A 24,215-nucleotide genomic window follows, 5' to 3' on the forward strand; every position below is an offset into this window, starting at 1 on the left:
ACACCAAGCCGTGATTCCCCCGAACGTGTGAGTGGGGCAACCGCAGATCGCCGCTGTCCTGCGAGGCCGTCCGACCGTTCTCAGGAACCCGTCGCGCCATCCAGGCGCTCACGCAGGTCCGCGTGGCCGATGTGGCGCGCGAACTCCGCGATCATGGGGACGTGGGTGGGGCGCAACGAGAGGACCACGCCGTGGTGTTCACCCGTGGCCGTACTGCCATGGCGCCGTGCCGGCTCCATGAGCTCATGAAGAACGCCCACCCGGCCCACGGTTCCGGAGGCGGGTGATCAGTTCCCGGGCACGGGTCGGAGCGGACGCGCTCCGGTCCTCTCCGGGCCTGTGGACCGACTTGGAGCTCTCCTTCGCCGGAACCGGTTCGGCGGGGGCCGGGACGGGCTCGACGGGGACCGGCACCGGGGGTGCTTCTCCCAGGGCGTGATAGCGGTGGCTGATCCTGCGGCCCACCAGCAGGTAACCGAGCAGGGCACCGGTCGTGTTGAGGATCACGTCGTCGATGTCGAACGCCCGCCCGGCGACGAGTGCTCCCTGGATGAGTTCGACGATCACCATGACCGCGGCGGTCAGGAACACCATGCGGATCATGCGCAGTTTGCGCGCCACCAGGATGGGGAGCAGCACACCGAACGGCGCCCCCAGCAGCAGATTGCCGCCGGCCTGTTTGCAGGCGGCGAGGAAGGTGTAGTCCTCGGCGTACTGCCGGAGCGAGCGCCCGGGCCGCAGGTTGGTCCTGACGAGGTCTTCGGAGGCCGGCGACGGCGTAAGCGTCACATGGGCCAGCACGACGGAGAAGGCCACCAGTGCGAACACCGTAGCCGTGAGCATCGCCGCACGGATCAGTATGCGACCCCAGCGTCTTTTGCCGGTTCGTTCCGTCTCAGCAGTCATGGGCGAGAGACTGCCCCGAACTTGCCTGCCCACACACACTGCCGCCCCTGCATCCGGAGGGGAGAACAGGGCCTGCGACGATGGGAACATGAACGCACAGGACAAGGACGAATCGCTGGCCAAGGCCGTACGACTGCGCGCGGAAGGCCACCCTGAAGAGGCCAGGGAGCGTCTGCTCGCGCTCACCGCCGCGTTCCCGGACGCCTCCGACGTCGCCTACCAGACCGGGTGGGTCCACGACGTGCTGGGGCTGGAGAGCGAGGCGGTTCCGTACTACGAGCGGAGCCTGCAACTGCCCGGCCTCGTCGCCGAGGAGCGCCGGGGCGCGCTCCTCGGTCTCGGCAGTACGTACCGCGTGCTCGGCAGGTACGGGCAGGCCGTCGAGACGCTCCGCCGGGGCGTCTCGGAGTTCCCGGAGGACGGGGCGCTGCGGAGCTTCCTGGCCATGGCGCTCTACAACATCGGTGAGCACCAGGAGGCGATGGAGATCCTGCTGCGCCTGGTGGCCGCGACCAGCACCGACCCTTGTGTGGCGCGCTACCGGTCGGCCTTGGAGCACTACGCGGGTGACCTCGACGCGACCACGTGAGGCCGTGGCAGGGGGGGGACGCCCGGGCCCGCGGAACCGGAAAAGGACGGACCGGAGAAAAAGGGGAAGCCCCGGTCGGATCGGGGGAATCCGGCCGGGGCGGCTCATGGGCGGGTGCGGAGGGCGGCCGCGTTCTGCGGGGCTCCGTTCACCCACATATAGATGAACGATAAACCACCCCGGGCCGTTCCCGGAAACCGGCATCTCCGGGTGTGAGCCGAAGCACCCGCCGCACCCTGCCACCCAACCTCCCCCCGTTCGCAGGGTCAGCGGGCCTCACGGAACAGGACGTGCCGCCCTGCGGCCGCGTCGTACTTGCGCAGCTCCAGCCGGTCGGGGTCGTTGCGCCGGCTCTTGCGCGTCACATAGGTCTGCCCCGTCCCCGCTGTCGAGCGGAGCGTGACGACCGGCCTGGTCTCACTGCGTGCCATGGGAACCTCCAGATGCGTTCGACGCCATCCCTGACGGGAATGGGTGTCGTTTTCGTTATGCTCACTCAACGCGGCACGCGGCGTCCGCATTCCCGTGGAGGAGCCCCGGGGCGCGCACCCCTCTCGACCTCGCGCGCGGGCGCGCGCCAGTGCTTGGATCGTCCCGAGGGGCGCACTCAACGCCCCACAGGGGAAAGGGTGTTCGGAAATTCCTCTGATTCATCTGGCCCACGGCATATGCCGGACGCAAGGACGCGTCGAGTGTCGCCAAAGCCCTTACACGCTCCTGCGGCCTGTGCGACAGTCGTCTCGGTCCACCCTTGAGAACCGGCCGCCGCGCCTGTATCGGAGTACGACATGCCGTCCCCTCTGTACGCGGACCGCCCCGCCCCACAGCCGCCCGAGCGAGACGCGGTCGACGCCCTGATCCACCGGGCCCGCCGACTGCGGGGAGATGTGGACGCCGTGCGGCGGGACGCCGTCGTGATCGACGAGGACGACCCCCAGCTGCGCTGGCAGCGCGCGCTCTGCGATCTCGCGGTCCACCACCTCGATGACCTGGACGGACACCTGGGACAGCTCAGGGAAGGACTGCCTGTCAGGACCGCCGGCGAACCGGAGCGGACGACAGCCCGGCAGGACCCCGGCGACCCGCGGGGCGAATCGCTGCTCAGCAGGGTCGGAAGCGCCGAATGGAATCTGTTGACGGACGAGGTCAGCTGGTCCGACGAGCTGTACGAGATCTTCGGCAGGACTCGTGCGTCCGGCCCCTTGTCGCTCGACGAACTACCGTCCTCCCTCCTCCCCGAGGACCAGCCCTCGCTGACCGCGATGGTGACGGCCTGCCTGGTCGACGGCAAACCGATAGACGGTGAGTTCCGCATCCTGCGCAACGGCGGCCACATGCGCACCCTGCACATGATGGGCGAACCCGTACTCGACGCGGACGGCTGCACCGCCTCCATGTGGGCCGTCCTGCGGGACGTCAGCGAGTTGCGGCGCAGCCAGCGCGCCGTGGGACGGACCCGCGAATCGGCCGGCCGCGAGCAGCACATGGCACGGACGGAACACCGTATGGCCGTCGAGTTACAGGAGGCCGTGCTGCCTCCGTGGCGCGGCTCGCTGCGCCTTCCCCAGCAGGAAGCGGGCGCTCTCGACCTCGCGGGCCACTACCTGCCGTCCGGGACGAGCGACCTGATCGGCGGCGACTGGTACGACGCACTGGAGCTGCCGGACGGCAGGACACTGCTCACGGTCGGTGACCTGACCGGCCACGGCATCCCGGCGACGTCGGCCATGGCGATGATCCTCGGCGCGCTGCGCGGCATGGCAGTGGCGGGGATCGAGCCCGGCACCCTGATGGGCCACCTCAACCAGCTGCTCGAATCGACGGTGCAACCGGCCCTCGGCAGCGCGGTGTGCTGCCGCTTCGACCCCACGACCGGCAGCCTCGCCTGGGCACAGGCGGGTCACCCTGCGCCCTTGCTGTTCCGGGGCGGAGAGGGGCGTTCCTTACCCCGGCCCGATGGCGTGATGCTCGGCGCGGCCTCCGGAGTCGCCTACGAACAGGACCAGGTGCGTCTGTTCCCCGGAGACGTGCTGCTCCTGCACACGGACGGCCTGACTCGTCGCAGGGACCGGGGTGCGGGCCCGGAGTCACTGCTCGCTCTCGCACCGCGTTTCGCACAGGCCCGCACGGCGCAGGACTGTCTACGAGCCGTTGTCGAGGAGTTCGGCGGGACCGAGCGCCTGGACGACGGCTGTGTGCTGGTTGCCCGGATCGGGGACTGAGACTACGCCGGAGCCGTCCGGTCTCGGAGCTGACCGCCTCGGGACTTCTTGAAGATGCTCCGGGGCAGGACCATTTCGATCTCCTGGCGCAGGTCCTGGATCTTCGCGGACCCCGCGAACTGGCCGGTGAGCCGGTACATCTCACGGAGCCTGTCCCAGGTCCGGTGCGAGGAGGTCTCCCCCATCGAGCCCAGCGCGAGCCGGGCGTAGCGGTCGGCCTGTTCGGGGTCGTCCGCGATGAAGCAGGCCGATGCGAGCGAGATGTAGTCGAAGATCTTGGACCGCTGGTGGCCGCTCTCGCGCAGGTGCAGGGCCAGCTTGGCGTGGCGCTGCGCCGTGGTCGCCGCCGCCGGATCGTGCTCGGCGAGCGTACGGTAGGCGAGTGCCTGCATGCCGTGCATGTCGGCCTCGTCGAACATCTGCATCCAACTGGGCGGCGGCACGTCTCCCTTGTCCGAGACGAAGAGCTCCTCCGCCTCTCCGAGCGTGCGCCGCATGGCCTGCCCCCGGCCCATGGACGCCTGCGCCCACGCCTCGATGGTGTGCAGCATCGCCCTGGTGCGCGGCAGTGTCTCGTCCCCCGAACCGGACTTGGCGAGCTTCATCAGGTCAAGGGCGTCGTCGGGGCGGCCCAGGTGCACCATCTGGCGTGCCGCCCGGGACAGTGCCTCGCCCGCGCGCGGACGGTCGCCACCCTCACGCGCCGCGTGGGCGGCGATGACGAAGTACTTCTGGGCGGTGGGTTCGAGGCCCACGTCGTGGGACATCCAGCCCGCCAGGACGGCGAGGTTGGCGGCGACGCCCCACAGCCGCCGCTGCAGGTGGTCGGGGTGGCGGTAGGCGAGCATGCCGCCCACTTCGTTGAGCTGGCCCACGACCGCCTTGCGCTGGAGGCCGCCGCCGTGGGAGGCGTCCCAGGCGCGGAACACCTCGACCGAGCGCTCCAGCGCCTCGATCTCCTCGGCGCCGATGGGAGCCGCCTCGTACCGGTCGAAGCCGGCGCGGTCCGCGTACATCGCGTCGTTGAGGCGTGGCACGCCGGCCGCCGGAGCGGGGACGGTGTGCAGCCATTCGTACATGGCGCCGGTGAGTGCTGAGCCAGCGGCGAGCGCCGCGCCCGCGCCCACCAAGCCGCGTCGGTTGAGCATGAGGTCCATTCCCGTGAATTCGGTGAGGACCGCTGCCGTCCGTTCGGGCGCCCACGGTAGGCCGTCGGGATTCTTCTCCGTCCCCGCGTCCCGCCGTTTTCCCACACGCCCGCGCCGGCCGAACCCGAGGTCCTCGATGGTCACGACACGGCCGAGCCGCTCGGTGAACAGGGCAGCCAGCACTTCCGGCACGGGATCGCGCGGGGACTCCCCCATGTCGATCCAGCGCCTGACCCGAGAGGTGTCGGTCGCCAGCTGGAGATGGCCCATGGCCGCCGCCTGCCGGTTCACCATTCTCGCGAGTTCGCCCTTGGACCATCCGGCCAGGCCGAACAGGTCGTTCAGGCGGGTGTTGGGTTCTCCGCTCACGTCAAGCCCCCAGGTTCTCGGCTGACTTGACACTAACCCGCTGGCAGATGCGGGTCGACTATTCGCCAGGGTTCGCCAGGGTTCGCCAGATGGTCTGCCACCCGCGCCCCGGTGTCAGGTAGGAAAGCGCCACCCCGCCCGCCAGCCCTAGGTACTCCCCAGGGTGCCGGACGGCCGTCGGCCGGGGTGGCGCACACAGCTTGTCGGCGCACGAAGGGATCTGTCTCGCTCATGTACACAGCCTCGTCCTCCGTGTCCGCCCCGCCCCGCCCGTACCGACCGATGGGGGCGGGTGGTGGACCGTATCCGGACCCCCACGCGGCACCGGGGCCCGGTCCGGGTCGGACGAGGCGGCCGGCGGGGCTGGGTACGCAACCGCTCAGCGGGAGAATCGACTTGTCAGGCACTCAGGGCGCGCAGCTGAGGATGGCCATCGCCTCGGTGCGCCGCATCTGCCCTGAGTTCAACCCGGTGCAGGTGCTCCGGCGCAGCGGCCGGTCGGTCCTCATCGTCGGGACGACCGGGCGCACCACGGCCGTGGCCAAGTGTTTACTGGACCACTCCCCGGCGTGGATGGAACGGTTCCGGCACGAAATAGCGGCATACCGCGCCTTCGTCCGCCATCGCCCACCGGTGAGGGCACCCCGGCTCATCGCCGCGGACCCGGAGAACTGCACGCTGGTGATCGAGCGCATGCCCGGACGGGTCGCGGCTCTGACGAGGCACTCGGTGGAGGCCCCGCCGCGCGCGGATCTGCGGGCGGTGCTCGGAGCCATCAGCCGGGTCAACAGCTGGCGGCCGCCGGCGGGGCTGTTCGAGGCTCCGCTGGAGTACGCGTCGCGGATCGCCCGCTACCACGAGCTGGGGCTGTTCACCGACCGCGACCTGGGGGATCTGCAGAAGCTGCTGCACGGTCTCGCCCACTCGGGCCACAAGCAGGGCATGGGGCAGTTCTGTCACGGTGACGCGCTCCTGTCGAACATCCTGCTGTCGCCCACCGGTCCCGTGCTGGTCGACTGGGAGCACGCGGGCTGGTATCTGCCGGGGTACGACCTGGCGACGCTGTGGACGGCGCTCGGTGACGCCCCGGTGGCGCGGCGTCAGATCAGTCAGCTGGCCCAGGTCAACGGCCCGGCGGCGCGGGACGCGTTCCTGGTGAACCTCATGCTCGTGCTGACGCGGGAGATCCGTACGTACGAGACCGCGGTGCAGCGGACCATGCGGGCGGCCACGAGCGGTGGCCAGGACAGGCCGGGTGCGCTCTCCTCCGGTGAGGAGCAGCGGTTGCTGCTGCGCAGGCTGCACGACGACTGCGCGATGGCACGCCGGGCCGTGCGTGCCGCGGTGGGAACCCGCTGACCGCAGCGACGGGGAGGCGTGCTGCGGGACCCGTGCCGACACACGGGTCCCGCAGCACGCCATGACGTGCGCGGATCGCGGGCCTGACCTGCTGACGGTGACGCGGCGCGTCGACGCGCTGGTCGCGCACGGCTTCCCGGCCGAGGCCACCGACAGCCGGAACGCCGCCGGGTTCCGTCACCAGACTTTCACGTCCGGCCACCGGACCGCCGTACTTATCTGACTAATTCGTCGCGTGCGTGCCCCGGATGGCCGAGGGGTAGTGCTGGCGCGACAGGACCGGTCCGCGCCGTCAGTGCGCGGACGGGTGGATGCACTCGGAAAGGCCGCAGGCACATGGCACAGCCGTTCTCACTGCCGGACTTCTACGTTCCGTACCCTGCACGGCTCAACCCGCACGTGGAGGAGGCCCGGCGCCATACCAAGGAGTGGGCCCGCCGCATGAACATGCTGGAGGGGTCCGGTATCTGGGAGGAGAGCGACCTCGACGCGCACGACTACGCGCTGCTCTGCGCGTACACCCACCCCGACTGCGCCTCGGACGTCCTTTCGCTGGTCACCGACTGGTATGTGTGGGTCTTCTTCTTCGACGACCACTTCCTGGACACGTTCAAGCGCACCCTGGACCGCGAGGGCGGCAAGCGGTATCTCGACCGGCTGCCCGCCTTCATGCCGATGGATCTCGCCGACGGCTTCCCGGCACCGGAGAACCCGGTCGAGGCGGGGCTCGCCGACCTGTGGGCGCGGACGGTGCCGTCCATGTCGGACGCCTGGCGGGCCCGCTTCGCCGAGAACACCGAGCATCTGCTGAACGAGTCCCTGTGGGAGCTCTCCAACATGGACGAGGGGCGGATCGCCAACCCCGTCGAGTACATCGAGATGCGCAGGAAGGTCGGCGGTGCCCCCTGGTCGGCGGGGCTGGTGGAGTACGCGGCGAATGCGGAGGTGCCGGCGTCGGTGGCCGGATCACGGCCGCTCGGCGTGTTGCGGGACGCCTTCTCCGACGCGGTGCATCTGCGCAACGACCTCTTCTCCTACCAGCGCGAGGTGGAGGACGAGAAGGAGAACAGCAACGGGGTGCTGGTCCTTGAGCACTTCCTGGGGTGTACGACGCAGGAGGCCGCCGACGCCGTCAACGATCTGCTGACGTCACGGCTCCAGCAGTTCGAGAGCACGGCGCTCACGGAAGTGGGACCGCTCTGTGTGGCGAAAGGGCTCACCGCCGCCGAGACGGCGGACGTCTTCGCGTACACCAAAGGGCTCCAGGACTGGCAGTCCGGCGGGCACGAGTGGCACATGCGCTCCAGCCGCTACATGAACGGCGGCGGAGTGCCGGCCGGGCCCGCCGATTCCGGCTGGGGCATGGCCGCCGCGTCGATCCGCTTCACCCCGCGGGCGGAGGCGGCCCGCCGGCGAAGCCATACCCACGTGCCGTTCGAGCACGTCGGCCCGTCGCTGCTTCCCGACTTCGACTTCCCCTATCCGCTCACCCTCAGCCCGCACCTGGCGGCGGCCCGGGACGAGAGTGTCGAGTGGGCGCGGCGGATGGGCATGCTCGAAGGGGTGCCGGGCCGGCCTGGCTCACACGTCTGGGACGAAAGGCGGGCCCGCAACATCGATCTGCCGCTCTGCGCGGCGGGGCTCGACCCGGACGCGACACCCGAGGAACTGAACCTCTCGTCGCAGTGGCTGACCTGGGGAACGTACGGCGACGATCTCTATCCGGTCATCTACGGGCGGGCCCGCGACGTGGCCGGGGCGTGGGCGGCCAACGAGCGGTTGCGGCTGTTCATGCCGCTGGACGGCGGGCCCGTTCCCGAACCCTGCGACGCGATGGAGCGCGGGCTCACCGACCTGTGGAAGCGGACGGCGGGGCCGATGGACGACGCCTCGCGACGGGTGTTCCGCAAGTCCGTGGACGACATGCTCGACAGCTGGCTCTGGGAGCTGTCCAACCAGGCGCAGAACCGCATTCCCGACCCGGTCGACTACATCGAGATGCGGCGCTTCACGTTCGGCGCGGACATGACGATGCGGCTGTGCCGGCTGGCGCACGGTGACCGGGTGCCGCCCGACGTCTACCGCAGCGGCCCGATCCGCTCACTGGAGAACGCCGCCGTCGACTACGCGACACTGCTCAACGACCTCTTCTCCTACCAGAAGGAGATCGAGTACGAGGGCGAGGTCCACAACGCGGTCCTGGTCGTGCAGAACTTCTTCGCGGTGGACTACCCGACGGGTGTGTCCATGGTGCACGAGCTGATGAAGGGCCGGATGCGGCAGTTCCAGCACGTCATCGAGCACGAACTGCCGGTGCTCTACGACGACTTCGCACTGGGGGCGGAGGCCCGCGAGGTCCTCGACACCTATGTGGTCGAACTGCAGGACTGGATGGCGGGGATTCTCAACTGGCACCGCTACTGCGTCCGCTACGACGACGCCGACCTGCGCTCGGGTACGGGCGGAGCCCCTTGGCACCTCACCGGCCCCACGGGGCTCGGCACGTCGGCCGCGCGGGTGGCCTCCCTGCTGACGGCTCAGCCCGTTCAGACGTGACGCCGGCTCCCGACTGCCCGGCACATCCGCCCGCCGCTCGCCCAGGCGATGGTCACGGTGAAGGAAGCCGCCCCGTGGACAGAGGCGGCTGACCGCCTGGGGGCGGACCCGACTCCTGTGGAGGGAGGGCCTCAGCCCTGCTGGAACAGCTCCGCGGGGAGCGGCTTCAGCAACGCGTACAGGTCGTCGGTGATCGGCCGGTCCCAGCTGGCGATGGTGACCAGGACGCCGTCGCTCCGGTCGAACTGCACACAGGAGATGCGGCTCTCGGAGAGCTTGACGCGCCGGACGATCAGGAGGTTGTCGCCCTGCATGACCGGGGAGTCCTCGGTGCCCGTCACCTCGACCGGCTCGTCGTTCTCCAGCGCGAGCAGCAGTTGCGCGACCTCGAAGGGGACCTGGCCCTCTTCGGTCTCGCGGGCGGGCGAGCCCTCGGGGAGATTACCGATGATCATCGCCGGGCCGCGCCCGCCGAACAGGTCGTACCGCAGAAACACGCCCTGGCAGGTCCCGTCGGGGGCGGGAAGCAGACCGGCGCCGAGGTTACCGGGCCAGTCCCCCGGGTCCATGGCCAGGACGTCGAAGTCCGGGCCCGCGGGTGTGGCGGCGCTACGGCGGCGGAGGAAGGACATGCCGACATGGTACGTGTCCCGGCTCACGTCGCCGAGCCGGGCCCGGCCCCGTGGCGGCTGTCACCGGCGCCTTCCGGGTGACCGGGGTTCTCCCGGGCGGCCGGGGGCCTTCCGGGCGGGCGGGGGGCGATGAGGGCCGGCGCGGATCAGGCCGACTCGGCGGCCAGGCGCTCCAGCACTGCCACGGCCTCGGTGGCCCGCTCATGGGGGACGAACAGGTGGTCGTGGTGGTAACCGGCGACCACGTTGCAGCTCAGCCCGGCGTCCGTCAGCGCGAGGGAGACGGCGGCGGTCAGCCCTACGGCGTCCAGGGCCGAACGGACCCGCAGGGTGATCCAGCCGGCCACGTAGTCGTACGCCAGCCCTGCCGCGTCCGCCTCCGCTTCCGGCAGGACCACGGTCAGTCCCTCCCGCTCGGTGACCGTGACCACGGGGGTGGTGCCCGCGGGCACCACCCCGTCCGGGACGGTGGTGAACACGTAGCGGCCAGGGTTGAGCTCGGGCCGCATGCTCCTGAGCAGGGTTCGCAGATCACGCTCGCCGTTCATGGTGGCCAGGCTACGGCCACGGCGCGGCCTGGCGTCACGGCCAGGGGTGGAGCCCGTGGCGCCGCTTCAGCGAGAGGCCGGCGGTCGCGGGGCGCCGCGCGGACGACTGCCCCGGGGTCACTGAGCCCCGCTCCGGAGGAGGAGCGGAACCAGAGCCTTGCCATCGCCCCCGGCGGCCTGAATTACTGCTCCCAGGAGGATCGACCGAATGATCGGTCGCCCGTTCGGGAGAGGAGTACGCCCATGTCGGCATCGCTGGACGCCTCGGAGCGCCTGGGCCGCGACGAGCTGGAGGCGTTGCAGCTTGAGCGGCTCCGCACGACGCTGCGCCACGCGTACGACAACGTCGCCTTCTACCGGGGGGCCTTCGACGAGGCCGGCCTCCGGCCCGAGGACTGCCGTACGCTCGCCGACCTCGCCCGCTTCCCCTTCACCACCAAGGCCGATCTGCGTGACCACTACCCCTTCGGTATGTTCGCCGTACCCGAGGACCAGGTACGGCGCATCCACGCGTCCAGCGGGACCACGGGCCGGCCCACCGTCGTCGGGTACACCGAACGGGATCTGGACACCTGGGCGGACGTGGTGGCCCGCTCGATCAGGGCCGCCGGGGGCCGGCCCGGCCACAAGGTCCATGTCGCCTACGGATACGGGCTGTTCACCGGCGGGCTCGGCGCGCACTACGGGGCGGAGCGGCTCGGCTGCACGGTGATCCCCGTGTCCGGCGGGATGACGGCCCGCCAGGTGCGGCTGATCCAGGACTTCCGGCCCGAGATCATCATGATCACGCCCTCGTACATGCTGACGCTCCTCGACGAGTTCGAGCGCCAGGGCGTCGACCCGCGCTCGACGTCGCTGAAGGTCGGCATCTTCGGCGCCGAGCCGTGGACGGAGGCCATGCGCCGGGAGATCGAGGAGCGCTTCGCGATCGACGCGGTGGACATATACGGACTGTCGGAGGTGATGGGTCCCGGTGTCGCGCAGGAGTGCGTGGAGACCAAGGACGGCCTGCACATCTGGGAGGACCACTTCTACCCGGAGGTCGTCGACCCGTTCACCGGCGAGGTCCGGCCGGACGGCGAGGAGGGCGAACTGGTCTTCACCTCGCTGACCAAGGAGGCCATGCCGGTGATCCGCTACCGGACGCGGGATCTGAGCCGCCTGCTTCCGGGGACCGCACGGGTCTTCCGGCGCATGGAGAAGGTGACCGGCCGCAGCGACGACATGGTGATCCTGCGCGGGGTGAACCTGTTCCCGACACAGATCGAGGAGATCGTGCTGCGTACGCCTTCGGTGGCGCCCCACTTCCAGCTCCGGCTGACCCGTGAGGGGCGGCTGGACGTGCTGACCGTACGGGCCGAGGCGCGGTCCGGGTCCGGGGCGGAGCAGCGGGCGGCCGCCGCGGCATCGATCGCGGCGGCCGTGAAGGAGGGCGTCGGGGTCTCCGTGCGGGTGGAGATCGTCGACCCGGAGACCCTGGAGCGGTCGGTCGGCAAGCTGAGGCGGATCGTGGACGAGAGGCCGTAGGTTCCTAGGAAGCGTCTTCGGCGAACCGGTCGCGCAGTTCCCTCTTGAGGATCTTTCCGCTCGCGTTGCGCGGGAGTCCGTCCACGAACAGGACTCTCTTGGGGGCCTTGAAGTGGGCGAGCCTGTCGCGGGCGTGCGCGATCAGTTCGCTCTCGCTCGCTTCGCCGCGTAGTACCACGACCGCGGTGACGGCCTCGATCCACCGGTCGTCGGGCAGTCCGACGACCGCCGCCTCGGCGACGGCGGGATGCGTGTACAGCGCGTCCTCGACCTGGCGGGAGGCGACCAGGACACCGCCGGAGTTGATGACGTCCTTCACCCGGTCGACGACCGTGTAGAAGCCCTCCGCGTCGCGTACCGCCAGGTCACCCGAGTGGAACCAGCCGTCGCGGAACGCCTCCGCCGTCTCCTCCGGTCTGTCCCAGTACCCCTGGCACAGTTGGGGGGAGCGGTAGACGACCTCGCCCGCCGTCCCGTCGGGGACCTCGCGGCCCTTCTCGTCGACCACCCGGGCCTCGACGAACAGCACCGGACGGCCGCAGGACTCCATCCGCCCCTCGTGCTCGTCGGGGCCGAGGACGGTGGCGAGCGGCCCGATCTCGCTCTGGCCGAAGCAGTTGTAGAAGGCGAGGTCCGGCAGCCGTTCCCGCAGCCGTTCCAGGACGGGCACCGGCATGATCGAGGCCCCGTAGTACGCCTTGCGGAGTGCGCCGAGGTCGCGGGTCGCGAAGTCCGGGCGGTTGGCGAGGCCGATCCAGACGGTGGGCGGGGCGAAGAGGCTGTCCGCCTCACCGGCCTCGATCAGGTCGAAGATCCGGTCCGCGTCCGGGGAGTCGAGGATGGTGTTCTCCGCGCCGACCGCCAGGTACGGCAGCAGGAACACGTGCATCTGGGCCGAGTGGTAGAGCGGCAGCGAGTGCACCGGCCGGTCCGTCGCGGCGAGTTGGAGGGCGGTGACGGCGCTGACGTACTCGTGGACCAGCGCACCGTGGGTCATCATCGCGCCCTTGGGCAGGGCCGTGGTGCCGGAGGTGTACAGCAGTTGCACCAGGTCGTCGGCGGCGGGCTCGCGCTCCGGGGTGAACGGGCGGGAGTCGCCCAGCTGCTCCAGGAGCGAGTCGGGCGCGTCGCGGAGCGCGCGTAGGGGCCGGCCGGCCGGGAGCCGTTCGGCGAGGGCCGGGTCGGTCAGGACCAGTGAGCTGCCGGACTGGTCGAGGATGTACGTGAGGTCGTCACCTGTGAGGTTCTGGTTGACGGGGACGTGCACGAGCCCGGCCCGCGCGCAGGCGAGGTAGCCGATCAGATAGACGTCGGAGTTGTGCGCGTACGCGGCGACCCGGTCGCCGGGGCGCAGGCCGTGTTCGCCGGTCAGGACGGCGGCGGCGGTGCTGACCGCGGCGTCCAGGGCCGCGTAGGTCCAGCTGCGTTCCGCGTACCGCACGGCGACCCGGCCGGGGGTGCGCCGTGCGCTGCGGGTCACGATCCCGTCGACTGTGCTGCTGCGTACACCTGTCATGGCGTGATCCTCAGCCGCCCCGGGACGGTGGTCAAGTACCCCGGGAGGCCGACCGACCGTCTCGGCCTCGCTGCCCCCGGTGCGCGGCGAGCGGCCGGAGCGCTCGTACGGGAGGGAGCTGTCCCAGGGTGCTCCGAAATCGATTGCGGATCGGCGGTCAGGTCGTCAGCCTGGGATCATGAGCGCCCAGCACGACCACCCCGCCCCCGGCCCTGTTCGACACGGAGGACCGGGCTGGATCACCACGCCCCTCACCGACGGCCTCGTGCGCGGTGCGCTCGAACTGGAGCAGACCCCGCACGGTCTGCTGCCGCACCGGCTGCCCGCCCGGGCCCGCGCGCAGTTCCCTGACGGGACGCCGGCCATGGCCGAGTCCCAGCCCTCGGGCGTACGCGTGGTGTTCCGCACCCGGGCCACCGCCGTCGAACTGGACACGCTGCGCACCAAGATGGGGTACGAGGGCGCTCCGCCCCGTCCCGACGGGGTGTACGACCTGCTCGTCGACGACCGTCCGGCCGGCCGGGGCCACACGACCGGCGGCAACGAGCTGACGGTCGACATGATGACGGGGGCCGCGGAGTCCCGGACAGGCCCGGTCGGCACGGTCCGTTTCACCGGTCTGCCCGACCGGCTGAAGGACGTCGAGATATGGCTCCCCTGGAACGAGATCACACACCTGGTCGCCCTGCGCACCGACGCCCCCGTCCAGGAACTGCCGGATCGCGGCCGGCCGGTGTGGCTGCACCACGGCAGTTCGATCAGCCACGGCTCCAACGCCGCGAGCCCCACCACGACGTGGCCCGCGCTGGCCGCCCTGCGGGGCGGGGTCGAACTGATCAATCTCGGTCTGAGCAGCAGCGCCCTGCTCGACCCGTTCACCGCACGCGCCCTGCGGGACACTCCCGCGGACCTGATCAGCGTGAAGATCGGCATCAACCTGGTCAACACCGATCTGATGCGGCTGCGCGCCTTCGTTCCGGCGGTCCACGGCTTCCTGGACACCATCCGTGAGGGTCACCCGGCCGTTCCCCTGCTCGTCGTCTCGCCCATCCTGTGCCCCATCCACGAGGACACCCCGGGGCCCAGCGCCCCCGACTTCAGCGAGGTGGGCGCGGGCAGGCTCTCGTTCGTGGCGGCGGGCGACCCGGCGGAGCGGGCCGCCGGGAAGCTGACGCTCAACGTCATCCGGGAGGAGCTGGCCCGCCTCGTGGAGCGGCGGGCCGCCGACGATCCGCACCTGCACTACCTCGACGGCCGCGAACTCTACGGCGCGGCGGACTTCGAGGAACTGCCGCTGCCCGACCAGCTCCACCCGGACGCGGCGACCCACCGCCGCATCGGCGAGCGCTTCGCAGCGCTGGCCTTCGCCGCGGGCGGGCCCCTCGCAGGCCCGCCCGCGAAGTGACGGGTTCCAAGGAGGCTCCCGCTCGGTGCTCCGTCTCGGTGGGCGGCAGGGTGCCGCAGCCGGGCGGGCGAGCGTAGCCGCCTTCTGACTCTCTGTCAGATTCTTTGTTCCCTCAGGGGCGTACGGGACGCGGGCGGTGACAGTAATCTCTGCGGCGGCAGGAAGTTTCACTGCCGGACGAGATTGAGAAAGTTACTTTCGCGCACGTGCTTCTACTGGGTGGGAGAGGGGTTCCGGATGACCGAGGACGCGAGGGACGCGAAGAACACGACGGCCGCGTCGGAGGCGGGCATCAGCCGCCGGGGGCTGAGCGGCGGGATACTGGCCCTGGGCGGCGCGCTCGCCCTCGCACCGATCCCCTTCGGGGGGACGGCGGTCGGCGCGCAGCGGACCGCGGGCGCGGTCGGCGCGCGGGTGTCGGGCACAGGGTCGGAGGCCGGTACGGGCATGGGATCACCTTCGGGGCGGCCGACCCTGCGCCGCGGTTCCGCCGAGCGCGCCGGACTGCTCCAGGAGCCGCTGGACCAGCTCGTCGCCGAAGCCGAGAAGTATCTCGCCGACTCCCCCAAGCACCCCTGGTACGCGGGCGCGGTGCTGCTCGCCGGGCGGGGCGGCACGGTGGCGCTCCACCGGCCGGTCGGCAAGGCGGTGCGCTACGCGGCGTACGACGAGAAGACCGACAGCGGCGTGGAGTTCCCCGCGGACCAGCAGATCGCGATGGCCGAGGACACGGTCTTCGACCTGGCGTCGGTCTCGAAACTGTTCACCTCGATCCTGGCGGTGCAGCAGATCGAGCGGGGTGCGCTGGAGCTGGAGGCGACCGTCGCCTCGTACCTTCCCGACTTCGCGGGCGGCGGAAAGCAGGCCGTCACGGTCCGCCACCTGCTCACCCACACCTCCGGCTTCCGCGCCTGGATCCCGCTCTACAGGGAGCCGACCCGGGAAGGCAAGCTGGCGCTGCTGTGGAAGGAGGCGCCGGCCAGTGCGCCGGGCAGCGCGTACCTGTACTCCGACCTCAATCTCATCTCACTGCAACTGGTGCTGGAGAAGATCACCGGCCGCCCGCTGGATGTCCTGCTCCGCGAGGAGATCACCGCTCCCCTCGGGATGCACCGCACCCGGTACAACCCGCCCGCCGCCTGGAAGCCGAAGATCGCCGCGACCGAGGACGCCCGGCTGCCCTGGTCGGGTCTGGAGCGCGGGCTCGTCTGGGGTGAGGTGCACGACGAGAACGCGTTCAGCCTCGACGGGGTCGCGGGCCACGCGGGCGTCTTCTCGTGCGCCTGGGACCTCGCGGTCCTCGCCCGCACGCTGCTCAACGGCGGTGTCTACGGCAGGTCCCGCATCCTCTCGGACGACTCGGTGGAGCTGCTGTTCACCGACTTCAACACCTCCTTCCCCGGCGACGAACACGGTCTGGGCTTCGAGCTCTACCAGCACTGGTACATGGGGGCGATGGCCACGCCGCGCAGCGCGGGGCACACCGGATTCACGGGCACCAGCCTCGTCCTGGACCCGACGACGGACTCCTTCCTCATCGTCCTCGGCAACTCCGTGCACCCGGTGCGCAGTTGGCGGTCCGGCAGTGCGCCGCGGGTGGCCACGGCGAACCAGATGGCGCGGGCCGTCGCCGTGAGGCCCGCGACCGGTCGCACGGCCTGGTTCTCCGGGATGGCGAGCACCACGACCGCCACGCTGGCACTGCCCGCCCTGCGCCCTGCATCGGACCGGGCCCGGCTGAGCTGCGCGCTGTGGTGGGACACCGAGCCTTCCGACGGGCTGTACCTGGAGGCTTCGGCGGACGCGGGGGCGAGCTGGCAGCCGGTGCCGTTCACGACGCTGCGCACGGACGACACACAGGACACCCGCCCGGTACCGCATCCCGCGGGTTCCGCGTCCGGGTGGTCGGGCCGGGTCTGGCACCGGCTCGACGCGGATCTGTCGGCCTGGCGCGGGAGGGAGGTCCGGCTGCGCTGGCGGTACAGCACGGACCGGTTGTACGTGGGGCGGGGGGTGTACGTGGACGCCATCCGCGTCCAGGACGGTGACCGCACGCTCTTCCACGAGGCGCGGCCGGGTGACGCGCGGCGGATCGAGGCGGTGGGGTGGACGGCGTCGGCCGACTGAGGGCGCAACACGCTGCTGGGTCCGGACGCCGGCTCGGTGACGGCCGGGGCGACAGCGGCGTACCAGGGGTGCGCGCGGTCCGGGGTGTCGCGCTCGGCCCGTGGCGGATGGTGGACCTGCTCACGGTCACGGGTCCACCGCCCTGCCCGGCGCGGTGGTCTCCGCCGCGCCGCTCACACCCGCCCTGGGGCTGAGGTCCCTGCTCCTCCGCCCCGGCATCCCCGTACTGCTCGCTCCGTCCTTCGCAGACTCCAGGAGGCACGCCCCATGAGGCGTCACTCGTTCACCGGGCCCGCCACCGCGCCGGCCGTCGGCCTCGCGCCGCTCGCCTTCCCCGCCCCCTCCGTCGCCGGCGAACGCCCGCCCCACCGCTGTCTCGTCACGGGCCCGGAGGTGTACGCCGACGCCGTCACCCGGAACGCGGGCGGCGGCGCCGAGTTGACGCGCACTCCCCCGAGCCCGGTGGGCACGTACGTGAGCCGGTACGTCCCGACCGGCGCGTGCCCGCGGTGAGCGGCCGGACGCCCGCGCGACGCGGGCTTCTGACGTCGGCGGCGGGGATGGCCGGGGTGGCGGCGGTCGCCGTGGCCGCCCCGGGGGTCCGGGCGGCGGAGCGTGCCGGCGCGGCCCGCTCGCGCTGGACCACTTCCTGGGCGACGGCGCAGACCGCGCCCACGCCTGGCGACATCGTGGCGAGCGCGGGGCTGACCGACGGTGTCCACACGGCCGTGGTCCGGCTCTCCGCGGGCGGACAGGTGCGGCTGCGGTACGGGAACGCGTTCGGCGCCGTGCCGATCCTCATCGGTCCGGTGACGGCCGGCGAGCGGCCGGTGACGTTCGACGGCGGCGGGCAGGCATGGCTGGCCCCAGGCGCCTCGCTGACCAGTGACGCCGTCCAAGGGCTGCGGGTCCCCGAGGGGTCGCTGCTGTCGGTGCTGACTCGGCTGCCGGGCCCCACCGGACCGCTGTCCTTCCACCGCGACACGCATGCCTCGCACACGGTGGACGGGGTGCGCACCACCTCCGTGTTCCTGCTGACAGGTGTCGAGACGACCGGCGCCCACGGGCCGGTGCTCGCCGTTCTCGGCGACTCCATCGCCGAGGGGGTGGGGACACCCGACGACGCCGATCTGCGCTGGCCGGACCAGCTGGCGCGGCGGCTTCCCGGTTCGGCCGTCGCCAATCTCGGGATCAGCGGCAACCGGCTGCTGCTGAACGACGCCCGGTTCGGGCCCGGCGGGCAGGCCCGCTTCGACCGCGACGTCCTGTCGCTGCCGGGCCTGCGCACCGTCATCGTCCACCTCGGCGTCAACGACCTGCACCATCGGCCGAGCCAGACCGACCCGGCACTCTTCCTGGCCGGCTACCGGCAACTGGTGCTGCGGGCCGGCAACGCCGGGCTGCGGACCGTCGGCTCCACCATCGCCCCGTTCGAGGGGTGGGTCCGCTGGACGCCGGAGCTCGACGCGGTCCGCCGGCAGGTCAACCGCGCGGTACGCACCGGCCGGGTCTTCGACGCCTTCGCGGACTTCGACGCCGCGCTGCGCGATCCCGCGCGACCCTCGCGTCTGCTGCCCGCGTACGACAGCGGCGACGGCCTGCACCCCAATCCCTCCGGTCATACCGCACTCGCCGCGGCCGTCGACCGCAGAGACCTCCTGTGAGGGCCCCGTGAACCGCGTGCCACCGCCAGGCGGGTCCCGCCGGGAGCGAGGTGTCCGCGTACCACGGGCACGAGGGCGGCGCGGAGTACGGCCTGCCGGGCGGGAGTGCGGCCCCGCGCGGCGTGTCCGGCCGGCAGGCGGTGACGCTCAGCGGCCCAGCGCCGCCATCGCGGCGTTGTGGCCGGGGACCCCGCTGACCCCGCCGCCGCGCACCGCGCCCGCCCCGCAGAGCAGCACGTTCGCGTGCGCGGTCTCGACGCCCCAGCGTCCGGTGGACTCCGCCGCGTAGGGGAAGGCCAAATCCCGGTGGAAGATGTGGCCGCCGGGCAGCCGCAGCTCCCGTTCCAGGTCGAGCGGGGTCTTCGCCTCGATGCAGGGCGCCCCGTTCCCGTCGAGGGCCAGGCAGTCGGCGATCGGCTCGGCCAGATGCGCGTCGAGCTGGGCGAGGGTGGCCTTGAGCAGTGCGGCCCGGGCCGTGTCGTTGTCGGTGGTGAAGAGCCGGGCGGGGGTGTGCAGGCCGAAGAGCGTGAGGGTCTGGTGACCGCGGGCCGCCGGACCGGGACCGAGGATCGACGGGTCGGTCAGCGAGTGGCAGTAGATCTCGGAGGGCGGCGCGGCGGGCAGCCGCCCCTGGGCGGCGTCCCGGTAGGCGTCGGCGAGCTGCCCGTACCCCTCCGCGATGTGGAAGGTCCCGGCAAACGCCCGCCTGGGGTCGACGCTCTCGTCGCGCAGGCGCGGCAACCGGGTGAGCAGCATGTTGACCTTCAGCTGGGCGCCCTCGGCGGGGGCGGGCGGCTCCTCGCCCAGGAGTGCGGCGAGAACCTGCGGTGAGGCGTTGACGAGGACCCGCCGGGCGCCGATCACCTGCTGCGTGTCCCCCGAGCCCACGGTGACCTCGGCGTGCGTCCCGTCGGTCTCGATCCGGGTCACCTCGTGCAGCGGCCGGATCTCGGCACCCGCCTTCCGGGCAGCGCGCGCGAGTGCGTCGGTCAGCGCGCCCATGCCGCCCACCGGCACGTCCCAGTCCCCGTCGCCGCCGCCGATCACGTGGTAGAGGAAGCACCGGTTCTGCACCAGGGACGGGTCGTGGGCGTCGGCGAAGGTGCCGATCAGCGCGTCCGTGAGCACCACTCCGCGTACGAGGTCATCGGTGAAGGTCTCCTCGACGGCGACCCCGATGGGCTCCTCGAACAGCATCCGCCAGGCGTCCGGGTCGTCGATCCGGGCACGCAGGGCGTCCCGGGTGGGCAGTGGTTCGGTGAGCGTGGGGAACACCCGCTCCGCGACCCGCCCTGTCATGGCGTAGAAGCGCCGCCACGCCTGGTACTCCCGGTCCGAGCCGGTGAGCGCGGCGAAGGACGCGCGGGTACCCTCGCCGCCGACGAGCAGCCCGGTCGCCCGTCCGTCGCGGACGGCAGGGGTGTACGAGGAGACGGTCCGTTTGCGGAGGGTGAAGTGGAGGCCCAGGTCGCGCACGATCTTCCGGGGCAGCAGGGAGACCAGGTAGGAGTAGCGGGAGAGCCGGGCGTCGACCCCGGCGAAGGGGCGGGTCGAGACGGCCGCTCCTCCGGGGGTCCCGAGGCGTTCCAGGACGAGTACGGACCGGCCGGCGCGGGCGAGGTAGGCGGCGGCGACCAGTCCGTTGTGGCCGCCGCCCACGATCACGGCGTCGTAGCGGTGCTGCGCGGGCGCGTCCTGTGCGGGCATACACCTTCGTAACATGGGACGCTCGGCGCTGACCAGAGGTGACGGGTACGTCAGGGGCGCGGCGCCCCGCGCTGCCGGCGCAGGGCGGCGACCTGCCGGTACAGCTCGACGGCTTCGGTCCTGCGGCCCAGCTGCTCCAGGCAGTGCGCCTCGTCGTTGCGGCCGGTGAGGGTGTCCGGGTGGTCGGCGCCGAGCACCCGCGTACGGGCGTCGGCGACCTGGCGGTAGAGGGTGAGCGCCTCGGTCCAGCGGCCGAGCCAGCCGAGCCCGACGGCGATCTCGCGGCGGCTGACGAGCGTGTCCGGGTGATCGGGGCCCAGGGTCCGCTCGCGGATCGCGCACACCTGGCGCGCTTCGCCGACGGCCTCCTCCCAACGGGCCATCCGTCCCAGGTTGACGCCGAGCCCGTGACGGGCGCGCAGGGTCTCGGCGTCGGCAGGACCACTGACCCGGGTGCGGTCCTGGACGAGCGCCCGGTAGAGCTCCAGCGCCTCGGCGCCGCGCCCGAGCCGGCCGAGGCTGATGCCCACCTCGTAGCGGGCGGAGAGGGTCTCCGGATGGCCGGCGCCGAGCGAGGCGGCGCGGGCCTGCGCGACCTCGCGGTAGGTGCGCAGGGCATCCTCCCAGCGGCCCAGCCTGCCCAGGGTGTACGCCACTTCGTACCGGGTGGCGAGCGTGTCGGGGTGGGTCGCGCCGAGCAGCCGGGTGCGGGCGTCCGCCACCTCGTGCGCCAGCCGGTAGGAGTCCTCCAGGCGTCCGAGCCTGGCCAGGTTGAACGCGAGGTTGTGGCGGCAGCGCAGGGTGTCCGGGTGGTCGCGGCCCATGGTGCGCTCGCGGGACGCGAGGACGGCCGCGTACATCTGGTGGGCCTCGAAGTGCCGGCCGAGCTGACCGAGGACGTACGCCGTCTCCTGCCGGGCGGCGAGGGTCTCCGGATGGTCGGGGCCGAGGGCGCGTTCGCGGCCGTCGACGACCCTGCCGAACTCCCGCAGGGCGTCGTCGGCGCGGCCGGTGCGGCTGAGGGTGAAGCCGACCTCGTAGCGGCTGGAGAGGGTGTCGGGGTGGTCGGGGCCGAGGGCGTGCTCGCGTTCGGCGGCGACGGCCCGGTGCACCTCGCCGGCCTCCTCCCAGTGGCCGAGGCGGCCGAGGTCGAGGCCGGTGCCGTGGCGGTCGGCGAGGGTCGAGAGCAGCTCGGGCGAGGGGGTCGGCCGTTCGCCGCGGACGGCGGGGAGGGCGCGCGGGTCGGTGCCGGTGGTCCACTCGCTCGTCAGGCCGGCCGAGTGGTCGGGCAGCGGGAGCCCGGCCGCCACCGTGCCGGTCGCCCTGCGGCCTGCGGTCATGGCGTGGGTCCAGGAGGGCAGCCCGGGCGGGCGGGTGGTGGGGCGGGTGGTGGGGCCGGGCTCCGGGGGCCGGTCGCCGGTCCGGCCGTAGCGGATGCGGCGGCGCAGGTCGCCCGCGTCGGTGGGCCGTTCCCCGGGGGACTTGGCCAGCAGGTCCAGGACGACCCGGTCGAGGAAGCCGGGGAGTTCCGCGCGGTGGCTGCGCAGCGGTTCGGGCCGGGTGTCGCGGTGGCCGACGAGGACGGCCCAGGCGTCGTCCAGGTCGAACGGGGGGACGCCGGTGGCGATCTCGTACAGCACACAGCCCAGCGAGTAGAGGTCGCTGCGGTGGTCGACGTCGCCGCCGCTGATCTGCTCGGGCGACATGTAGTGCGGGGTGCCCATGGCGACGCCGGCGCTGGTGAGGCGTGAGGCGGAGCCGACGTCATGGCCGGGCCTCGCTATGCCGAAGTCGCAGATCTTCACCGTGCCGTCGGTCAGGCGCATGATGTTGGCGGGCTTGAGGTCCCGGTGCACGATGCCCTGTTCATGGGTGTAGCCGAGGGCGTCGGCGACCTGCTCGGCGATGTCGACGACGTCCGGGACGGGCAGCGGACGCTGTCCGTTGTCCTCCAGGAGCTGGCTGAGGTTGCGTCCGTCGAGGAGTTCCATCACCAGGTAGAGGACACCCTCGTGTTCGCCGAAGTCATGGACGACGGTGACTCCACGGTGCTGGAGCGCGGCGGCGACCCGGGCCTCGCGGCGGAAGCGTTCCCGCAGGATTCCGGTGAAGGACCGGTCGGGCTGGGGGCCCACGGGTTTGAGGCATTTGACGGCCACCTGGCGGCCGAGCGCCTCGTCGCGGGCCCGCCAGACCTCACCCATGCCGCCGCGCCCGATGACGTCGAGCAGCCGGTACCGGCTCTGGATCAGCCTGGTCTCCGCCATCGTGTGCTGTCGCCCCCGTCGCTTCGCCTGCCGCTGCGCCCTCCCCGGCCCGTCCAGTATGGCGGCCTGTCCACGGAGTCCGTACGGGTCGGGGCGGCTGTCCGGGCCGAGCCGGGCCACGGCTCCGGGAATGTGCTCGGGCGGGAGCTGCCGGCGCAGCCGGGAGGGAACGCGGCGCAGCACGGCTCCGGTGGCCGGACCGGTGGGCTGCGCGGGAAGTCCTCGACCTCGAACACCTCCGCCTCGGCCGCGAGTTCGGGCCTCGCCCGTTCGAAGGAGGCGGCGAGCTGGAGTCGGCCTCGGCGCGGTGCGCCCACGGGAGCAGCGCCGGTTTCCCGCCGTCCGCATGAGCCGGCCCCGGGGCGGCCCGGGACGTCGTCCTTCCTGGCTGGTCGCACGGCCCTTCCAGAGCTCTCACGGTCGCGTCCCCCGTGTGCGGCGGCGCACAAGGGGAAACGTGGTGCGGGAGTCCGGAAGGGCCGTGGAGCCCTGCGGCTGTCAGCGCTTGACCGCGCGCAGGACGACGAACTTGGGGTCCCCCGCGATGGTCGTGCAGTTGCCGAAGATCCGGCGCAGCAGGACGTGGTAGCTGAGGTGCCGGTTGCCGACGACCCACAGCTCGCCGCCCTGCCGCAGCGCGCTCCGGGCCCCGACGAACATGTTCCGCGCGGTGGCGTCGGTGGTCGCCTGGTGGGAGTGGAACGGCGGGTTGTTGAGGACGAGGTCCGCGCTGCCCCGCTCCACACCGGTCAGCCCGTCACCGACGACGAAAGCGGCCTCGGCGCCCGGTCCCATGTTGTCCCGGAAGGTCGCCTCGGCGGAGGCGACCGCCAGGTACGACTCGTCGACGAAGGTGACGACCGCCTCGGGGTTGGCGAGGGCGGCCGCGGTTCCGAGTACGCCGTTTCCGCAGCCCAGGTCGACGACCCGGTCCGGGCCCGTCCGCGTGGGCAGGTGGTTCAGCAGGAAGCGCGTACCGACGTCGAGCCGCTCGGCGCAGAAGATGCCCGCGTGGTTGGTGACGGTCCGGCCTGAGGCGATCCCGACGTCTGCGGGCAGGTCGTAGCGGTGCGGCCAGGGGCTGGGGGTACGGACCAGCTCCGGGTCCGGGGTGCAGAAGATCAGCCGGGCCTTCTTCACGGCGAGGGACGTGCGGGTCGGCCCGATGATCCGCTCGAATAGCTTGAGCGTGGAGGTGTGGATCTCCTTGACCATGCCGGTCGCCAGGACGACCGTGTCCGCGTGGACGGCGGGCGCCAGCCGGTGCAGCTGGTCCTCCAGGAGCGCGAGGCTCCTGGGTACCCGTACCAGCAGGACGTCGATGTGCTCCGGTGGCGCGTCGAGCGCCGACAGGAGCCGTACGGAGCCCACTTCGGCGCCGCCGCGGGCGAGGTTCGCCAGAGTGGCCTGCTGTGCGAGGTAGGAGTCGGTGATCTGTACGGGCGCGTGCTGCGCCAGCACCGTGGTCAGGGCGCCCCAGCGGTCACCCACCACCACGACGGTGCCGGACAGGTCGACCGGCGCGGCGTCATCGATCCCCTCCAGCTGCCGCAGCAGGTACTCATCGGCGGCGTCCCACGCACGGAACGGGTCGCGGGGGTTCTCGGGGAAGCGGGCGAGATCGAATCCGCCCTGTGACGTCGTCAAACGATTCATTGTGCACTCAGGCTAAC

General features: G+C 71.9%; 20 protein-coding genes. 10 read left to right on the forward strand and 10 right to left on the reverse strand.

Features of this window, described 5'->3' with window-relative positions; all coding sequences use genetic code 11:
• Positions 1 to 80 precede the first annotated feature (80 nt).
• Positions 81 to 239 (reverse strand): mycothiol transferase, encoded by a 159-nt coding sequence (locus Sfulv_RS01075; RefSeq protein ID WP_173310401.1) that lies wholly within the window; start codon positions 237 to 239, stop codon positions 81 to 83.
• Between the two features lie 4 nt (positions 240 to 243).
• A complete protein-coding gene (locus tag Sfulv_RS01080) occupies positions 244 to 843 on the reverse strand; it encodes a VanZ family protein (protein ID WP_305961359.1) in 600 nt (199 codons plus the stop codon).
• 151 nt (positions 844 to 994) lie between these two features.
• On the opposite strand from Sfulv_RS01080, the gene Sfulv_RS01085 reads away from it, so the two are divergent.
• Positions 995 to 1,495 carry a tetratricopeptide repeat protein gene (locus Sfulv_RS01085; RefSeq protein WP_173310405.1) on the forward strand — a complete coding sequence of 167 codons (501 nt, stop codon included), beginning with the start codon at positions 995 to 997 and terminating at the stop codon, positions 1,493 to 1,495.
• A 266-nt stretch (positions 1,496 to 1,761) separates the two neighbouring features.
• Here Sfulv_RS01085 and rpmG read toward each other — a convergent pair whose 3' ends face one another.
• On the reverse strand, positions 1,762 to 1,926 hold the full coding sequence (rpmG, locus tag Sfulv_RS01090) for a 50S ribosomal protein L33 (RefSeq protein WP_173310407.1): 165 nt from the start codon (positions 1,924 to 1,926) through the stop codon (positions 1,762 to 1,764).
• 357 nt (positions 1,927 to 2,283) lie between these two features.
• Between rpmG and Sfulv_RS01095 the strand changes: the two genes are divergently transcribed.
• Positions 2,284 to 3,717 carry a PP2C family protein-serine/threonine phosphatase gene (locus tag Sfulv_RS01095; RefSeq protein WP_173310409.1) on the forward strand — a complete coding sequence of 478 codons (1,434 nt, stop codon included), beginning with the start codon at positions 2,284 to 2,286 and terminating at the stop codon, positions 3,715 to 3,717.
• A 2-nt stretch (positions 3,718 to 3,719) separates the two neighbouring features.
• Here Sfulv_RS01095 and Sfulv_RS01100 read toward each other — a convergent pair whose 3' ends face one another.
• Positions 3,720 to 5,234, reverse strand: coding sequence for a DNA-binding protein NsdB (locus tag Sfulv_RS01100; protein WP_173310411.1), 1,515 nt, complete (start codon positions 5,232 to 5,234; stop codon positions 3,720 to 3,722).
• Positions 5,235 to 5,465: 231 nt separating this feature from the next.
• Here Sfulv_RS01100 and Sfulv_RS01105 point away from each other — a divergent pair, with 231 nt between their 5' ends.
• From Sfulv_RS01105 to Sfulv_RS01115, 3 genes are all read left to right on the forward strand, one after another.
• Positions 5,466 to 6,593 carry an aminoglycoside phosphotransferase family protein gene (locus Sfulv_RS01105; protein WP_173310413.1) on the forward strand — a complete coding sequence of 376 codons (1,128 nt, stop codon included), beginning with the start codon at positions 5,466 to 5,468 and terminating at the stop codon, positions 6,591 to 6,593.
• Between the two features lie 97 nt (positions 6,594 to 6,690).
• Positions 6,691 to 6,816: a hypothetical protein gene (locus tag Sfulv_RS30000; RefSeq protein WP_256668777.1), complete on the forward strand. Its 126-nt coding sequence runs from the start codon at positions 6,691 to 6,693 to the stop codon at positions 6,814 to 6,816.
• Positions 6,817 to 6,929: 113 nt separating this feature from the next.
• Complete coding sequence (locus tag Sfulv_RS01115) at positions 6,930 to 9,149, forward strand: terpene synthase family protein (RefSeq protein WP_173310417.1); 2,220 nt, start codon at positions 6,930 to 6,932, stop codon at positions 9,147 to 9,149.
• A gap of 131 nt (positions 9,150 to 9,280) precedes the next feature.
• Here the strand turns inward: Sfulv_RS01115 and Sfulv_RS01120 are convergent, their stop codons facing one another.
• Both Sfulv_RS01120 and Sfulv_RS01125 read right to left on the reverse strand, forming a co-directional pair.
• Positions 9,281 to 9,781: a hypothetical protein gene (locus Sfulv_RS01120; RefSeq protein ID WP_173310419.1), complete on the reverse strand. Its 501-nt coding sequence runs from the start codon at positions 9,779 to 9,781 to the stop codon at positions 9,281 to 9,283.
• A 146-nt stretch (positions 9,782 to 9,927) separates the two neighbouring features.
• Positions 9,928 to 10,329 carry an ACT domain-containing protein gene (locus Sfulv_RS01125; protein ID WP_173310421.1) on the reverse strand — a complete coding sequence of 134 codons (402 nt, stop codon included), beginning with the start codon at positions 10,327 to 10,329 and terminating at the stop codon, positions 9,928 to 9,930.
• Between the two features lie 243 nt (positions 10,330 to 10,572).
• On the opposite strand from Sfulv_RS01125, the gene paaK reads away from it, so the two are divergent.
• Positions 10,573 to 11,856 (forward strand): phenylacetate--CoA ligase PaaK, encoded by a 1,284-nt coding sequence (gene paaK, locus Sfulv_RS01130; RefSeq protein WP_173310423.1) that lies wholly within the window; start codon positions 10,573 to 10,575, stop codon positions 11,854 to 11,856.
• A gap of 4 nt (positions 11,857 to 11,860) precedes the next feature.
• On the opposite strand, the gene Sfulv_RS01135 is transcribed toward paaK, so the two are convergent.
• The gene (locus Sfulv_RS01135; RefSeq protein WP_173310425.1) at positions 11,861 to 13,372 is read right to left on the reverse strand and encodes an acyl-CoA synthetase; all 1,512 of its coding nucleotides are present in this window, start codon (positions 13,370 to 13,372) and stop codon (positions 11,861 to 11,863) included.
• Positions 13,373 to 13,550: 178 nt separating this feature from the next.
• Here Sfulv_RS01135 and Sfulv_RS01140 point away from each other — a divergent pair, with 178 nt between their 5' ends.
• From Sfulv_RS01140 to Sfulv_RS01155, 4 genes are all read left to right on the forward strand, one after another.
• Positions 13,551 to 14,777 carry a GDSL-type esterase/lipase family protein gene (locus tag Sfulv_RS01140; RefSeq protein ID WP_173310427.1) on the forward strand — a complete coding sequence of 409 codons (1,227 nt, stop codon included), beginning with the start codon at positions 13,551 to 13,553 and terminating at the stop codon, positions 14,775 to 14,777.
• A 237-nt stretch (positions 14,778 to 15,014) separates the two neighbouring features.
• Positions 15,015 to 16,904, forward strand: a complete 1,890-nt coding sequence (locus tag Sfulv_RS01145; protein ID WP_173310429.1) for a serine hydrolase domain-containing protein — start codon at positions 15,015 to 15,017, stop codon at positions 16,902 to 16,904.
• 267 nt (positions 16,905 to 17,171) lie between these two features.
• Complete coding sequence (locus Sfulv_RS01150) at positions 17,172 to 17,417, forward strand: hypothetical protein (RefSeq protein WP_173310431.1); 246 nt, start codon at positions 17,172 to 17,174, stop codon at positions 17,415 to 17,417.
• On the forward strand, positions 17,405 to 18,568 hold the full coding sequence (locus Sfulv_RS01155; RefSeq protein WP_256668778.1) for a GDSL-type esterase/lipase family protein: 1,164 nt from the start codon (positions 17,405 to 17,407) through the stop codon (positions 18,566 to 18,568). Before Sfulv_RS01150 ends, Sfulv_RS01155 begins: the two co-directional genes overlap by 13 nt.
• Before the next feature lie 147 nt (positions 18,569 to 18,715).
• Here the strand turns inward: Sfulv_RS01155 and Sfulv_RS01160 are convergent, their stop codons facing one another.
• The 3 genes from Sfulv_RS01160 to Sfulv_RS01170 all read right to left on the reverse strand — a co-directional run bounded on the left by Sfulv_RS01160 (position 18,716) and on the right by Sfulv_RS01170 (position 24,198).
• A complete protein-coding gene (locus tag Sfulv_RS01160; protein ID WP_246352956.1) occupies positions 18,716 to 20,275 on the reverse strand; it encodes a phytoene desaturase family protein in 1,560 nt (519 codons plus the stop codon).
• Positions 20,276 to 20,325: 50 nt separating this feature from the next.
• Positions 20,326 to 22,542 carry a serine/threonine-protein kinase gene (locus Sfulv_RS01165; protein WP_173317495.1) on the reverse strand — a complete coding sequence of 739 codons (2,217 nt, stop codon included), beginning with the start codon at positions 22,540 to 22,542 and terminating at the stop codon, positions 20,326 to 20,328.
• A 498-nt stretch (positions 22,543 to 23,040) separates the two neighbouring features.
• Positions 23,041 to 24,198, reverse strand: a complete 1,158-nt coding sequence (locus tag Sfulv_RS01170) for a methyltransferase (protein ID WP_173310435.1) — start codon at positions 24,196 to 24,198, stop codon at positions 23,041 to 23,043.
• Positions 24,199 to 24,215: the final 17 nt, after the last annotated feature.

It is taken from the genome of Streptomyces fulvorobeus (genome assembly GCF_013167895.1).
Taxonomy (GTDB): Bacteria; Actinomycetota; Actinomycetes; order Streptomycetales; family Streptomycetaceae; genus Streptomyces; species Streptomyces fulvorobeus.